Source organism: Microbacterium sp. AG790 (assembly GCF_003634765.1).
In the GTDB taxonomy this organism is placed as follows: domain Bacteria; phylum Actinomycetota; class Actinomycetes; order Actinomycetales; family Microbacteriaceae; genus Microbacterium.
The window spans coordinates 39,603-52,942 of the sequence record NZ_RBWZ01000011.1; the positions used below are offsets into that span (position 1 = coordinate 39,603).

The window sequence follows — 13,340 nt, forward strand, 5'->3', positions numbered from 1 at the left end:
GCATGGTGGCTATAGCTCAGTTGGTAGAGCACCGCGTTGTGGTCGCGGGGGTCGCGGGTTCAAGCCCCGTTAGCCACCCCACTTTCTCCCCGATCGGGATGTCGACATGATCGAGATGGATGCCGACACGTTCGAGGCTCTCGTCTCCGACGAGCTCGATCTGCTGCCCGAGCGCATGCTCGTCGGGCTGGACAACGTCGTCTTCGTCGTCGACGATAGGCCCGAGGACGGCTCCCTCGACCTTCTGGGCCTCTACGACGGCCTGGCGCTGACCGAACGCGACCGTTACGGCACGGGGGAACTGCCCGATCGGATCATCGTCTACCGTGAGCCGCATCTGCACGCGTGCGCGTCGATCGCGGAGCTGCGCGATGAGGTGCACACCACGCTCGTCCACGAGATCGCGCATTTCTACGGGATCGACGACGAGCGTCTGCACGAGTTGGGCTGGGCATGACGATTCCCCTCGAGGATGTTCGCCGTGACGAGCGCACGGAGATCGCAGGCCCTTGGCAGGCCGTGGTCTGGAACGACCCCGTCAACCTCATGAGCTATGTCGTGCATGTCTTCCGCACCTATTTCGGGTACACCCGCGAGCACGCCGAGCGCCTGATGCTCCTGGTGCACCACGAGGGTCACGCGGTCGTGGCCGAAGGTGCGCGCGAGCAGATGGAACTCCACGTGCAGGCGATGCACGACTACGGACTCTGGGCCACCGTGAGGAGGGCGGACACATGACGGCGGTGCGAATGGAGGTGTCCGCTCTGGAAGCCGCACACCTCACCGACCTCGTCCTGCAGTTCACCGATCTGCTCGCCGAGTCCATCGATCGCACCGACGATCCGGCGATCGCACGCCTCGTTCCCGATGGCTACCGTGATGCTCCGGATGACGCCGCGGAGTTTCGCCGCCTGACGCAGGACGACCTCCTCGACCGGCGCCGTGACGATGCCGCTGTCGTTCTGACGACGCTGCAACGCGACGGGCGGCCCCTGCGGCCGGAAGACCTGGACCGCGCGGACGCCGAGGTCGAGGTGATCGTCGAACTGGATGCCGGGGCCGTGACGGCGTGGCTGCGAACGCTCACGGCCGTGCGACTGGTGATGGCGACCCGCCTCGGTATCACGACCGAGGAGGAGCAGGACGACGACCCTCGCTTCGGTGTGTACAACTGGCTCGGCTTCCGCCTGGAGGGCCTGCTCCAGGCGATTGACGACTGAGCATCGCGACCCTCACGGCACGTCGACGACGATCGTCGCAAGCGACTGCGGATGATGCGTGCGGAGGTGATGCTCCTCCTGGGCCGCCCAGCGGCTCCAGTGCGGGCGATACGTGTCGCCGTCGCGCGTGAGCGCGCGATCGCGCCGGCTGTCTTCCGGCGCCTCCAACCACACGCGCACGTGCGCAAGGCGCGCGGTGCGCGGTGTGAGCGCCCCCGCTCCTTCGAGGATGAGAGGCACGCCTGCCGGCGTGACAACCTCGGCTCCGGGGGCATCCGCTGCCCAGTCCCAGCGACGCCACGCGGCCGCTCTGCCCTCGCTGAGGGGGGTCAGGATGAACTCCCGAGCCAGCGTGGCCCCGGCCGAGAGCCCGTCCCAACCCGGATACAGTTCGTCGAGACCGATCACGGTGACGGGGCCCTGCCATCGCTCGCGCAGCCGCCGCGCCACGCTCGACTTTCCCGCACCGGATCGGCCATCGATCAGCACGATCGGGATGATCTCCGGTGCCAAGTCCGACACGGCGGCCTCGATGCGCTCCACGACGCCCGCGAGGGCCGCATCGACCTCGTCAGCGCTTGAGGGCACGGATGATGCGGCTGAGAGTTCGTCCCGCGACCCACACGAACGGGATCGCCACCGCGAGCAGGGACACGAGGTTCGGTTCGAAGCGCAGATCGTCGCCCTTGCGGATGTAGGCGCCGAGGGGAACCGCGAAGCCGCCCCCGCCCCCGCCGTTGTTGCCGCTCTCGTCCTCGCCGGCGCCGAAGCCCGACCACGACAGCGCCACGGGGATGAGGCGGATGCCGTCGACGTCCTGCTGCTCGCCGTAGACGCTGTTGACGCCGAGCGATGCGGACTGCTTGCCGAGTTCGAGTGCGAGATTGGGCATGGTCCCACCGTAGCCCGGAACCTCACTCGGTGCGAGGGAGCCGCGGATTCGTCGGCAGGGCGTTGACGTCACGGCGCGGACCGAGCACGCTGGCCCGGGTGACCGCTCCCCCGCCGAAGCGCTCCCGCGCGTCGTCCAAGGCGGCATCGACGCGGCGCCACTCGGCATCGTCGTCCCAGAGCGGTACGGCGCCGCCGTCGCCGCCGCGCAGCTTCTCTGCGCGCACGCCGATCAGACGGACCGGCTGGGTCAGCTCCAGGGCCTCGAACAAGCCGATCGCGACGTCGCCGATCCGCTGCCCGACGTCCGAGGGCTCCGCGAGCGACAGAGAACGCGAGAGCGTGGTGAAGTCGGCGTAGCGCAGCTTCAGCGCGACGGTTCCCGCGCGCCAGCCGCCGCCCCGCAGACGCGCCGCCACGCGGTCGGACAACCGGCGAAGCTCGCTGCGAAGAACCGCCGCATCGGCGACGTCGGTGAGGAAGGTCTCCTCATGTCCGATGCTCTTCTCCGTGCGCTGCGTCTCGACCGTCCGAGGGTCGATGCCGTGCGCGAGCTGCCAGATGCGCTCTCCACCGGCGGGCCCGAGCGCGCGATCCAGGACGGCCCGCGGGGAAGCGAGGATGTCGGAGACGAGTCGGATGCCGCGGCCCTCCAACGTCTCCGCGGCCTTCGGTCCCACTCCCCACAGCGCCGATACGGGCAGTGCGGCGAGGAAGGCGGCCGTGTCGGGCTCGCTGACGATGAGGAGGCCGTCGGGCTTCGAGCGCGTGGAGGCGATCTTCGCGACATGCTTGGTGGCCGCCACGCCGACGCTGCAGACAAGCCCCGTCTCCGCCTTCACGCGGGTTCGGAGCATCCGGGCGATCTCGCCGGGAGATCCCCAGAGCCGTCGGGCGCCGGACACGTCGAGGAACGCCTCATCGATCGAGAGCGGTTCGACGAGCGGGGTGATGTCGTGGAAGATCGCCATCACCTGACGAGACAGACTCGCATACCTCTCGAAGTGCGGAGTGACCACGATCGCGTGCGGGCACAGCCGGAGAGCCTGAGCGACACCCATCGCCGATCGCACGCCGAAGCGCCGAGCCTCGTAGGAGGCGCTGGAGACGACCCCGCGCCCCTCCATACCGCCGACGATCAGCGGCTTGCCGGCCAGCGAGGGATCGTGGAGGACTTCGACGGACGCATAGAACGCGTCCATGTCGACATGAAGAATGCGCGTACCGGTGTCGTCGGCGCCGGGCGGCGACACGACCCGTCCCGACCCGTCACCCCGTCCCATGTGTCCATTCTCGGTGACGCCGCCGACATCGCGGCGACACCGAGAACGTGGACGGTCGCGCCTACTGCGCCGCGCGCTCGAGGACGAGCTCGCGGACGCGTGCGGCGTCGGCTTGACCCTTCATCGCCTTCATGACGGCACCGATGACCGCACCGGCGGCCTGCACCTTGCCGTCGCGGATCTTCTCCAACACATCGGGCTGCGCGGCGAGGGCCTCGTCGATCGCGGCGATCAGTGCACCGTCGTCGGAGACGACCGCGAGGCCCCGCGCGTCGACGACCTCCTGCGGCGTGCCTTCGCCGGCGATGACGCCTTCGAGCACCTGACGGGCCAGCTTGTCGGTGAGCGTGCCGGCATCCACCAGCTGCTGCAGCGCCGCGACCGAAGCCGGAGTGACGAGCGATGAGGCGTCGACGCCCTGCGCGTTGGCGAGGCGCGAGATCTCGCTCATCCACCACTTCCGCGCGGCGGCAGGCGAAGCCCCGGCGGCCACGGTCGCATCCACCTCGGCGAGCAGACCCGCGTTCACGATTCCCTGGAAATCGATGTCGGCGAAGCCCCACTCGGCCTTGAGGCGGCGCCGACGCGCGGCGGGCGGCTCCGGCAGCGCGGCGCGCAGCGATTCGATGAGCTCCGTCGGCGGCGCGACGGGAAGAAGGTCGGGCTCCGGGAAGTAGCGGTAGTCGTCGGCATCCGACTTGGGTCGACCCGGCGACGTGGTCCCGGTGTCTTCGTGCCAGTGCCGCGTCTCCTGCGTGATCGTCCCGCCCGCGGCGAGGATGGCTGCTTGACGCTGGATCTCGTAGCGCACGGCGCGCTCGACGGAACGCATCGAGTTGACGTTCTTGGTCTCGGTGCGCGTTCCGAGCTTCTCCTGCCCGCGCGGTCGCAGAGACACATTCGCGTCGCATCGGAGGTTCCCGCGCTCCATGCGCGCCTCCGAGATGCCGAGCGAGAGCACCACGTCACGAATCGCGCGCACGTACGCGGCGGCCAGCTCGGGTGCCCGATGTTCGGCCCCGAAGATCGGCTTCGTGACGATTTCCACGAGCGGCACACCGGCGCGGTTGTAGTCCACGAGCGAGTACTCCGCCCCCTGGATACGGCCGGTGGCGCCGCCGACGTGCGTGAGCTTGCCGGCATCCTCCTCCATGTGCGCCCGCTCGATGGGCACCTCGAAGATCGTCCCGTCGGCCAGCTCGACCTCGACCTGCCCCTCGAAGGCGATGGGCTCGTCGTACTGCGAGATCTGGTAGTTCTTGCCGAGGTCGGGGTAGAAGTAGTTCTTCCGGGCGAAGCGGCTCGACGGGGCGATCTGGCATCCGAGGGCGAGCCCCAGACTGATCGAGAAACGCACCGCGGTCTCGTTGACCACCGGGAGCGAACCCGGAAGGCCCATGTCGACGGGTGCCACGAGCGTGTTGGGGGCAGCATCGTGGTTCGCGGCGTGCGCCGGGTTGCCCGCCGGCGAGAACATCTTCGTCTCGGTGTTGAGTTCGACGTGCACCTCGAAGCCGAGCACCGGCTCGTACAGCTTCAGCGCGTCGTCGAAGTCCATCAGTGCGGCCTTAGCCATCAGCGGTTCCCTCCCAGCAGCGGGGCGCGGTCCAGCAAGGGACCACCCCATGAGTCGACGAGCAGGGCCTCGGCGGCCGCACCCACGCGATACAACCGGGCATCCTGGCGCGCCGGGGCGATGAACTGGATGCCGACGGGCAGCCCGTCCTCCTCTGCGAGGCCCGACGGAATCGAGATGCCGGGGACGCCGGCCAGGTTCACCGGAATCGTGGTGACGTCGTTGAGGTACATCTGCAGCGGGTCGTCGATCTTCTCGCCCAGCTTGAACGCGGTGGTCGGAGCCGACGGCGTGGCGATGACGTCGACGTCGGCGAAAGCCGTGTCGAAGTCACGCTGGATGAGGGTGCGCACCTTCTGGGCGCTGCCGTAGTAGGCGTCGTAGTAGCCGGCCGACAGCGCGTACGTGCCGAGGATGATGCGACGCTTCACTTCGTCGCCGAAGCCCGCGTCGCGCGTCGCGGCCATGACGTCTTCGACGGTGCCGCCCGGAACCTCCACCCGCATGCCGAAGCGCACGGAGTCGAACTTGGCGAGGTTGCTCGAGGCCTCCGCGGGGAGGATCAGGTAGTAGGCGGCGACACCGTACTCGAAGTGCGGGGCGCTGACCTCGACGATCTCCGCGCCCTGCGCCTCGAGGAGAGCCAACGCTGCCCGGAAGGACGCCGACACGCCCGCCTGGAAGCCGCTGTCGGGCAGCTCGCGGATGACGCCGATCTTCAGGCCCGCCAGACCGGCGCCGGCGGCACCCTCTCGAGCGGCCGTGGCGAAGGAGGGCCAGCTGTCGGTCAGCGACGTCGCGTCGTGCGGGTCGTGACCGCCGATGACGTCGTGCAGAAGCGCCGAGTCGAGGACGGTACGGGAGACCGGACCGACCTGGTCGAGGGAGGAGGCCAGTGCGATGGCGCCGAACCGGCTCACCGCACCGTACGTCGGCTTCATGCCGACGGTTCCCGTGACATGCGCGGGCTGGCGGATCGATCCGCCCGTGTCGGAGCCGAGAGCCAGCGGCGCCTCGAACGCGGCGACGGCGGCCGCCGATCCGCCGCCGGAGCCGCCGGGGATCCGATCGAGATCCCACGGGTTGTGGGTGGGGCCGTACGCCGAGTGCTCCGTCGATGATCCCATCGCGAACTCGTCCATGTTCGTCTTGCCGAGCGGCACCAGGCCGGCGGCGCGCGAACGCGCGACGACGGTGGCGTCGTAGGGCGAGAGGAAGCCTTCGAGGATCTTGGATCCGCTGGTGGAGGGCATGTCCGTCGTGACGAGCACGTCCTTGATCGCGAGCGGGACGCCCGCGAGCTCGCCCAGGGACTCACCGGCGGCGCGGCGACGATCGATGTCTGCCGCCACGTCGAGGGCGTGGTCGCTCACGTGGAGGAAGGCGTGCACATCGCCGTCGACGGCGGCGATCCGGTCGAGATGCGCCTGCGTCGCTTCGACACTGGACACCTCGCCGGAAGACAAGCGCGCGGCCAGGTCTGCGGCGTTCAGCCGTGTGAGATCGCTCACTGCTCCTCCCCCAGAATCGCGGTGACACGGAACCGTCCGTCGGCGGCATCCGGCGCGTTCTGCAGCACCTGCTCCACCGTCAGCATCTGTCCGACGACATCGGGACGGAAGACGTTCTCCAGCGGGATGGGATGGCTCGTCGCGGGGACGTCGGGCGTTGCCACCTCGGACACCTTCGCGATGTTGTCGACGATCACGGAGAGCTGCCCCGTCAGGCGCTGCACCTCGTGCTCGTCGAGCTGAATCCGGGCCAGAACGCCGAGATGGCGAACGAGTTCAGGGGTGATTTCAGACACCCCTCGATTCTAGTCGGCCCCCTTCGACCCGCTTCTCACGGCCGATAGGCTGGCCGGCGTGAGTCCCGCTCCCCACTACGACCCGCCCCGTCCGTGGATCGCAAGCTACGCCGCCGGGGTACCGGACGATCTCGAACCGGTCACCGGCTCGCTCCTGGACATCGTCACGGCGTCGGCGCGTGACTATCCGGACGCGCCTGCCCTGCAGTTCTTCGGCCGAACGACCTCGTATCGCGACCTCGTCGAGGCGATCGATCGAGTCGCGGCAGGTCTCCGCGAGCGGGGCGTGGGCAAAGGCGACACCGTCGCGATCGTGCTGCCCAACTGTCCCCAGCACATCATCGCGTTCTACGCGGTACTCCGTCTCGGCGCCATCGCCGTCGAACACAATCCCCTCTACACGCCGCGAGAGCTTCGCAAGCAGTTCGAAGACCACGGTGCACGCACGGCGATCGTCTGGAGCAAGGTCGTCGCCACGGTCCAAGAGTTCCCCGCCGATCTCGCCGTCACCACGCTCGTCAGCGTCGACATCACCACCGCGATGCCCCTGTCGCTGCGTCTCGCGCTGCGTCTTCCGGTCGCGAAGGCCCGAGAGTCGCGCGCCGCGCTCACGACGCGCGTGTCCGGGGCTGTGCCGTGGGAGCACCTGGCGCGCACCGACGCGCTGGCGGCATCCCTGCCCGGACCGACCACCGACGATGTCGCCATCATCCAGTACACGAGCGGGACGACCGGCACCCCGAAGGGCGCGGTGCTCACCCACCGCAACCTCCTGGCCAACGCGCGGCAGGCTCAGGCATGGGTGCCGTCGATCCAGCGTGGCAAGGGGTGCGTCGTGTACGCGGTTCTGCCCATGTTCCACGCCTACGGGTTGACGCTGTGCCTGACGTTCGCGATGTCGATGGGTGCTCGCCTGGTGCTGTTCCCGCGCTTCGAACCGGCGATGGTCCTCCAGGTGACGAGGAAGCATCCGGCGACGTTCCTGCCGCTGGTGCCCCCGATCGCCGATCGCCTGCTGGCCGCCGCGCGCGCCGAAGGCGTGTCCCTGGCCGGCACGGAGGTCGCCATCTCCGGCGCCATGGCGCTGCCGCATGATCTCGTCGTGCCGTTCGAGGAGGCGACGGGCGGGTACCTCGTCGAGGGCTACGGTCTGTCCGAATGCTCACCTGTGCTCATGGCGAACCCCGTCGCTGAAAACCGCAAAGCAGGAACGGTCGGCCTCCCCCTTCCCGGCACCGAATGCCGCGTGGTCGACCCCGACGAGCCGACCGTGGATGTTCCCGCCGGTGAGCGGGGTGAGTTGATCGTGCGGGGCCCGCAGGTCTTCCAGGGGTATTACGGCAAGCCAGAGGCCACCGAGCAGGTCTTCGTCGACGGCTGGTTCCGCACCGGTGACATCGTCCAGATCGACGACGACGGGTTCGTGCGCATCGTGGATCGCATCAAAGAGCTCATCATCACCGGCGGGTTCAACGTCGCCCCCACCGAGGTCGAGAACGCGCTGCGGCAGCACCCACGCGTCGTGGATGCCGCCGTCGTGGGCCTGCCGAGCGAGCATTCCGGGGAGGAGGTCGTCGCCGCCGTGGTGCTCGACGGCTCCGGGGTCGAGGTCGACACGGAGTCCATCCGTGAGTACGCGCGCAGCATCCTCACGCCCTACAAGGTTCCCCGCCGGATCTTCGTCGTCGACGAGCTGCCGAAGTCCTTGATCGGAAAGGTCTTACGGCGTCAGGTGCGTGAGTCCCTGCTGAACCTCACCCAGCCCGGCGGCGACTGAGCGCGATCAGCCCGCGTCGGGAGCGAGCGTGTCGAGGGCGGCGGGCCCCTGCTCGACGAGGATGCGGAACTGCGCGGCATCGATGATGCGGATGCCGAGTTCCTCCGCCTTCGCGAGCTTCGAGCCGGCCCCGGGTCCGGCGGCGACGAAGTCGGTCTTCTTGGAGACAGAGGATGCCGCCTTGCCGCCGGCGGCGATGATCGCCTCCTGGGCACCCTCTCGGGTGTAGCCCTCCAGCGTTCCGGTCGCCACGACCGTGATGCCGTCCAGCACACCGCCTGCCGCGAGCGCGGCGCCCGGGCCGGGATGACCCGGGATCTCCAGGACGGCGCCCGCCGCTGCCCAGCGATCCACGATCTCCTGGTGCCAGTCGACCGTGAACCACTCGATGAGCGAGTCCGCGATGATGCCGCCCACCCCGTCGACGGCAGCGAGAGCGTCACGTTCGGCGGTACGGATCGCGTTCAGGGACCCGAACCACTGCGCGAGCGCCCGAGCAGCGACGGGACCGACGTGTCGGATGTTCAGCGCGACCAGAAACCGCCAGAGATCCTTCGTCTTGGCCTTCTCGAGCTCCTCCAGGAGAGTCAGCGCCTGAGCCGAGGGCTGCGGAGAGGTCAGCCCCTCCTTCTTCTCCGCCGATGAGGGCTGCCGACGGAAGGGTGCTCGGGTGATCGGTTCGCCGCTGTCATCGTCCAGCTTGGGTTCGCCCGTCTCGCTGTCACGCACGATCACCTCGATCGGCACGAGCTGTTCGAGCGTCAGATCGAACAGGCCGGCTTCGGTGACCAACGGCGCCGCAGCCGGAGCGGACGGCTGCGTCAGAGCCGCCGCCGTGACCTCGCCGAGGGCTTCGATGTCGAGGGCGCCGCGGGATCCGATGTGCTCGACGCGTCCCCGCACCTGTGCGGGGCAGGTGCGCGTGTTGGGACAGCGCAGGTCGATGTCGCCCTCTTTGGCGGGAGCCAGCGGTGCGCCGCACTCCGGGCAGTGGGTCGGCATCACGAAGGCCCGCTCGGTGCCGTCGCGCAGCTCGACCACCGGGCCGAGCACCTCGGGGATGACGTCGCCGGCCTTGCGAAGCACCACTGTGTCGCCGATGAGAACCCCCTTGGACACGACGACGTCCTGATTGTGCAGCGTCGCCTGCCGCACGACCGATCCCGCGACGCGGGCAGGGGCCATCACCGCGAAGGGCGTGGCCCGGCCGGTGCGGCCGACGGAGACGACGATGTCGAGCAGCTTCGTGTTGACCTGTTCCGGCGGGTACTTGTAGGCGATCGCCCACCGAGGCGCACGACTGGTGGCGCCGAGTTCGTCGTGCAGCGCGAGCTCATCGACCTTGACGACGACCCCATCGATCTCGTGCTCGACGTCGTGGCGGTGCTCGCCGTAATGCGCGACGAACGCGGTCACGCCGTCGATGTCGTCCGCGGTGCGGAAGGACGCACTGGTCGGCAGCCCCCACTCCCCGAGCAACGCGTAGACCTCGCTCTGCGAGGACACGGGCGGCGCCGGCCAGGCGCCGATCCCGTGCACGAGGAGCCGCAGCGACGCCAGGCGTGCGCGTCCGGCTTCGAGCTCCATGCCGCTCTTCTTCTCGAGCTGCTGCCGCAGGCCGCCGCTGGCGGCGTTGCGGGGGTTCGCGAACGCCGGAAAGCGGCGGGCGGCGCTGCGGGTGAGCTTCTCTTCGTCGCCGCCGCGTTCGCGCCCGTCCGCGATCACACGCTCGCGCAGTCGCGCCTGGAGGGCGTTGAGGTCGTCGAAGGCCGCGACGGGGATGTAGACCTCACCGCGCACTTCGACCAGCGGTGGATGCCCCTCACCGGCGAGGCGTGCCGGGATTCCCGCGACCTGGAGCGCATTGACGGTGACGTCTTCTCCCAACCGGCCGTCGCCGCGGGTGGCGGCGGAAACGAGCACACCGTTCTCGTAGCGGAGGTTGATGGCCAGGCCGTCGATCTTCAGCTCCAGCAGCCACCGAACCTGCCGTCCGGCCGCGGCCGAGGTCTTCGCGCACCAGTCCCGCAGCTCGTCCGTGCTGAAGACGTTGTCGAGGCTGAGCATGCGCTCGGCGTGCTCGACGCGCGCGAACATCGTACTCTCGGCGGCGCCCACCGACAGTGTCGGCGAGTCCTGGCCTTGCACCTCGGGGAAGGCGCGCTCCACCGCTTCCAGCCGCCGCATCCAACGGTCATAGGTCGCGTCGTCGACGATCTCGGCGTCGCGCCCGTAGTAGGCCTCCCGTGCGCCGAGGATGAGGTCGATCAGGCGCTCCGCGTCGTCGCGGGCGTCTTCGAGGCTCGTCGGAAGGGGGGCGTCGTCATCCGTCACCCGGCCAGTGTAGGTGGCACTTCCGACATCGCCGCGCGCCGGGCGCGCCCGGACGCTGCGTCGTCCACGCCGACAGATGCCGCCTGTTGCGCGCCGTCAGCCGGCGACGGGAACCGCCGAGACGGTGCGGTCGACCGTGAACTGGCCGATCACCCGCGTGCCGTCGTACAGCACCGCTGTCTGTCCCGGGGCGACGCCGTCGAAGGGTGTCTCGGGACGCACCGTCACGGTGCCCTCGCTGACCACCGCGGACGCCGGCACCGGTTCGGCGTGAGCACGGATCTGCACATGGCAGAAGAACTCGGCATCCGCCGGGGCTCGGCCGGCCCAGCTATGACGGGAGCCGGCGATCTCCGCCGTGGCCAGCGCTTCCTTCGGGCCGACGACGACCGTGTTCGAGACGGGACGGACCTCGAGGACGAAGCGCGGCTTGCCATCGGATGCGGGAACGCCCAGCTGCAGACCGCGACGCTGTCCCACCGTGTACGCGTGGGCTCCGCCGTGGCTTCCCACGACAGCGCCGTCGCGGTCGACGATGTCGCCCTGCGCCGTGCCGACCTTCTCTGCGAGCCACCCGCGGGTGTCGCCGTCGGGGATGAAGCAGATGTCGTGACTGTCCGGCTTCTGGGCGACCGTCAACCCGCGCTCGGCCGCTTCTGCGCGCACGAGGGCTTTGGACGGCGTCGAGCCGAGCGGGAAGTACGTGTGCGCGAGCTGGGGCGCGGTGAGCACGCCGAGCACGTAGGACTGGTCTTTCGCCTCGTCGCTCGCCCGATGCAGCTCGCGTCCCTCCGGCCCGTCGACGAGGATCGCGTAGTGACCGGTGCAGACCGCGTCGAAGCCGAGCTCGAGCGCCCGTTCGAGCAGGGCCGCGAACTTGATCTTCTCGTTGCAGCGCATGCACGGGTTCGGCGTACGGCCCGCGCGGTACTCGGCGATGAAGTCGTCGATCACGTCGTCGCGGAAGCGCTCGGAGAAGTCCCAGACGTAGAAGGGGATGCCGAGCCGGTCGGCCGCACGGCGCGCATCCATCGCGTCTTCGATCGTGCAGCAGCCGCGGCTTCCGGTGCGCAGCGTCCCCCCCGCACGCGAGAGCGCGAGATGGACCCCGACGACGTCGTGACCGGCGTCGACCGCGCGGGCAGCGGCGACAGCGGAGTCGACGCCGCCGCTCATGGCCGCCAGGATACGCATCGGTCCAGTCTACGAGGGCTGCATGCCTTCGGCTCCGAGCCGACGCGGTCGGGCGGCACTCGTCGCCCGGGCGTACGCACGTGGGAGGGCCGCGAGCAGCGCATCGACATCGCTGGGGACGGTGGTGCGCCCGAGCGTGAGACGCAGCACCGACCGTGCCACGTCCTGGTCGCGCCCGAGAGCGAGCACGACGTGCGAGGGCTCCGCGACACCGGCTTGGCACGCTGACCCGGTCGAGACCGAGATCCCCTCCTGGTCGAGCAAGAACAGCATCGTCTCCCCCACCGCTCCCGGCAGGTGGACGTGCACGTTGCCGGCGAGGCGGTCTCGAGCATCGCCCAGCAGCTCGGCAGCCGGGATCGCGGCGCGGATGCCGGACCAGAGTCGATCGCCGAGCGCCACCAGTCGCTCGTGCTCGCTGATGCGTTCGGCTTCAGCATCCTCGAGCGCGACAGCCAGCGCCGCGGCGCCGGCGATGTCCTGCGTGCCCGAGCGCAGCCCGCGTTGCTGACCGCCGCCGTGCAGGAGCGCCGCGATGCGGGCGTGACGCGACACGACGACGGCGCCCGTGCCGACGGGCGCTCCGACTTTGTGCCCCGAGACGCTGAGCGCGACAAGACCGACGCCGGGCGCGGCGCCTCCGCGCCAGGCGGAGAACGACACCGGCAGGTGCCCCATGGCCGCAACGGCGTCGAGGTGAAGCGGAACGTCGGCGGCGGCGGCGGCGGCCGCCAGCTGAGCGGCATCCTGAACGGTTCCGACCTCGTTGTTGGCGACCAGGGCGGTCGCCAGCGCCGCGGGAGCGGGGGCGGTCAGCGCCGTCCGGAATCCGTCGAGGGGAATGCGGCCGACCGGGTCGAGCGCGACGGCGCGCACGCGCGCGCCCCGCGCGCGCAGCCAGTCGACGGTGTCGATGCTCGCATGATGCTCTCCGTCGGGCAGCAGCACGGCTTCACGGTCGTCGGCTTTGCCCCACCACAGACCCTTCAGCGCCAGGTTGATGCTCTCGGTCCCGCCGGAGGTGAGCACGACCTCGATCGGGTCGCAGTCCAGCACCGCGGCGATACGCTCGCGCGAGTGCTCCAGCAGCCGTCGTGCCGCCTGCCCGGCACCGTGCACCGACGACGCATTGCCCGTCAGCGTCGCCGCTGCCAGCCATGCCTCGCGGGCGCTCTCGCGCAGGGGCGTCGACGCCGCATGGTCGAGATAGATCGACATGACCCTCCCGCACTCGTGACGACGCGGACTCACCGCGTCA

13 protein-coding genes and 1 tRNA gene are annotated in these 13,340 nt (G+C 69.8%); 5 read left to right on the top strand and 9 right to left on the bottom strand.

All coding sequences use genetic code 11. From position 1 onward, the window contains the following. The first annotated feature begins 5 nt into the window (after positions 1-5). From DEU37_RS12340 to DEU37_RS12355, 4 genes are all read left to right on the top strand, one after another. Positions 6-81 (top strand) — tRNA-His (locus DEU37_RS12340). Between the two features lie 25 nt (positions 82-106). After that, positions 107-457: a metallopeptidase family protein gene (locus DEU37_RS12345; protein ID WP_121190952.1), complete on the top strand. Its 351-nt coding sequence runs from the start codon at positions 107-109 to the stop codon at positions 455-457. Next, the gene (gene clpS / locus DEU37_RS12350) at positions 454-738 is read left to right on the top strand and encodes an ATP-dependent Clp protease adapter ClpS (RefSeq protein ID WP_005050286.1); all 285 of its coding nucleotides are present in this window, start codon (positions 454-456) and stop codon (positions 736-738) included. Before DEU37_RS12345 ends, clpS begins: the two co-directional genes overlap by 4 nt. Continuing rightward, positions 735-1,220: a DUF2017 family protein gene (locus tag DEU37_RS12355; RefSeq protein WP_121190953.1), complete on the top strand. Its 486-nt coding sequence runs from the start codon at positions 735-737 to the stop codon at positions 1,218-1,220. Before clpS ends, DEU37_RS12355 begins: the two co-directional genes overlap by 4 nt. Positions 1,221-1,232: 12 nt before the next feature. On the opposite strand, the gene DEU37_RS12360 is transcribed toward DEU37_RS12355, so the two are convergent. The 6 genes from DEU37_RS12360 to gatC all read right to left on the bottom strand — a co-directional run bounded on the left by DEU37_RS12360 (position 1,233) and on the right by gatC (position 6,777). After that, positions 1,233-1,808 (bottom strand): hypothetical protein, encoded by a 576-nt coding sequence (locus tag DEU37_RS12360; RefSeq protein ID WP_121190954.1) that lies wholly within the window; start codon positions 1,806-1,808, stop codon positions 1,233-1,235. Further along, positions 1,792-2,112, bottom strand: a complete 321-nt coding sequence (locus DEU37_RS12365; RefSeq protein WP_005050282.1) for a hypothetical protein — start codon at positions 2,110-2,112, stop codon at positions 1,792-1,794. The genes DEU37_RS12360 and DEU37_RS12365 overlap by 17 nt, the downstream gene beginning before the upstream one ends. Positions 2,113-2,134: 22 nt before the next feature. Next, entirely contained in the window at positions 2,135-3,394 is a 1,260-nt protein-coding gene (gene dinB, locus DEU37_RS12370; protein WP_121190955.1) for a DNA polymerase IV, read from the bottom strand. 61 nt (positions 3,395-3,455) lie between these two features. Further along, the gene (gene gatB, locus DEU37_RS12375) at positions 3,456-4,970 is read right to left on the bottom strand and encodes an Asp-tRNA(Asn)/Glu-tRNA(Gln) amidotransferase subunit GatB (RefSeq protein ID WP_121190956.1); all 1,515 of its coding nucleotides are present in this window, start codon (positions 4,968-4,970) and stop codon (positions 3,456-3,458) included. After that, positions 4,970-6,481: an Asp-tRNA(Asn)/Glu-tRNA(Gln) amidotransferase subunit GatA gene (gene gatA, locus DEU37_RS12380; protein ID WP_121190957.1), complete on the bottom strand. Its 1,512-nt coding sequence runs from the start codon at positions 6,479-6,481 to the stop codon at positions 4,970-4,972. Before gatA ends, gatB begins: the two co-directional genes overlap by 1 nt. Then, entirely contained in the window at positions 6,478-6,777 is a 300-nt protein-coding gene (gene gatC, locus DEU37_RS12385) for an Asp-tRNA(Asn)/Glu-tRNA(Gln) amidotransferase subunit GatC (RefSeq protein ID WP_005050276.1), read from the bottom strand. The genes gatA and gatC overlap by 4 nt, the downstream gene beginning before the upstream one ends. Positions 6,778-6,835: 58 nt before the next feature. On the opposite strand from gatC, the gene DEU37_RS12390 reads away from it, so the two are divergent. Then, positions 6,836-8,554 (top strand): long-chain-fatty-acid--CoA ligase, encoded by a 1,719-nt coding sequence (locus tag DEU37_RS12390; RefSeq protein WP_121190958.1) that lies wholly within the window; start codon positions 6,836-6,838, stop codon positions 8,552-8,554. Between the two features lie 6 nt (positions 8,555-8,560). On the opposite strand, the gene ligA is transcribed toward DEU37_RS12390, so the two are convergent. The 3 genes from ligA to DEU37_RS12405 form a co-directional block, all read right to left on the bottom strand. Then, positions 8,561-10,888 carry an NAD-dependent DNA ligase LigA gene (gene ligA / locus DEU37_RS12395; protein ID WP_121190959.1) on the bottom strand — a complete coding sequence of 776 codons (2,328 nt, stop codon included), beginning with the start codon at positions 10,886-10,888 and terminating at the stop codon, positions 8,561-8,563. A 96-nt stretch (positions 10,889-10,984) separates the two neighbouring features. Next, the gene (mnmA, locus tag DEU37_RS12400; protein ID WP_121190960.1) at positions 10,985-12,082 is read right to left on the bottom strand and encodes a tRNA 2-thiouridine(34) synthase MnmA; all 1,098 of its coding nucleotides are present in this window, start codon (positions 12,080-12,082) and stop codon (positions 10,985-10,987) included. A 9-nt stretch (positions 12,083-12,091) separates the two neighbouring features. Then, on the bottom strand, positions 12,092-13,300 hold the full coding sequence (locus DEU37_RS12405; protein WP_121190961.1) for a cysteine desulfurase family protein: 1,209 nt from the start codon (positions 13,298-13,300) through the stop codon (positions 12,092-12,094). Positions 13,301-13,340 lie beyond the last annotated feature (40 nt).

Excerpts from the sequence above, each read along its gene's own strand:
- mnmA (WP_121190960.1), bottom strand. The coding sequence starts at position 12,082 with ATGCGTATCCTGGCGGCCATGAGCGGCGGCGTCGACTCCGCTGTCGCC.
- DEU37_RS12405 (WP_121190961.1), bottom strand. The coding sequence starts at position 13,300 with ATGTCGATCTATCTCGACCATGCGGCGTCGACGCCCCTGCGCGAGAGC.
- DEU37_RS12345 (WP_121190952.1), top strand. The coding sequence starts at position 107 with ATGATCGAGATGGATGCCGACACGTTCGAGGCTCTCGTCTCCGACGAG.
- DEU37_RS12355 (WP_121190953.1), top strand. The coding sequence starts at position 735 with ATGACGGCGGTGCGAATGGAGGTGTCCGCTCTGGAAGCCGCACACCTC.
- DEU37_RS12365 (WP_005050282.1), bottom strand. The coding sequence starts at position 2,112 with ATGCCCAATCTCGCACTCGAACTCGGCAAGCAGTCCGCATCGCTCGGC.
- clpS (WP_005050286.1), top strand. The coding sequence starts at position 454 with ATGACGATTCCCCTCGAGGATGTTCGCCGTGACGAGCGCACGGAGATC.
- dinB (WP_121190955.1), bottom strand. The coding sequence starts at position 3,394 with ATGGGACGGGGTGACGGGTCGGGACGGGTCGTGTCGCCGCCCGGCGCC.
- gatB (WP_121190956.1), bottom strand. The coding sequence starts at position 4,970 with ATGGCTAAGGCCGCACTGATGGACTTCGACGACGCGCTGAAGCTGTAC.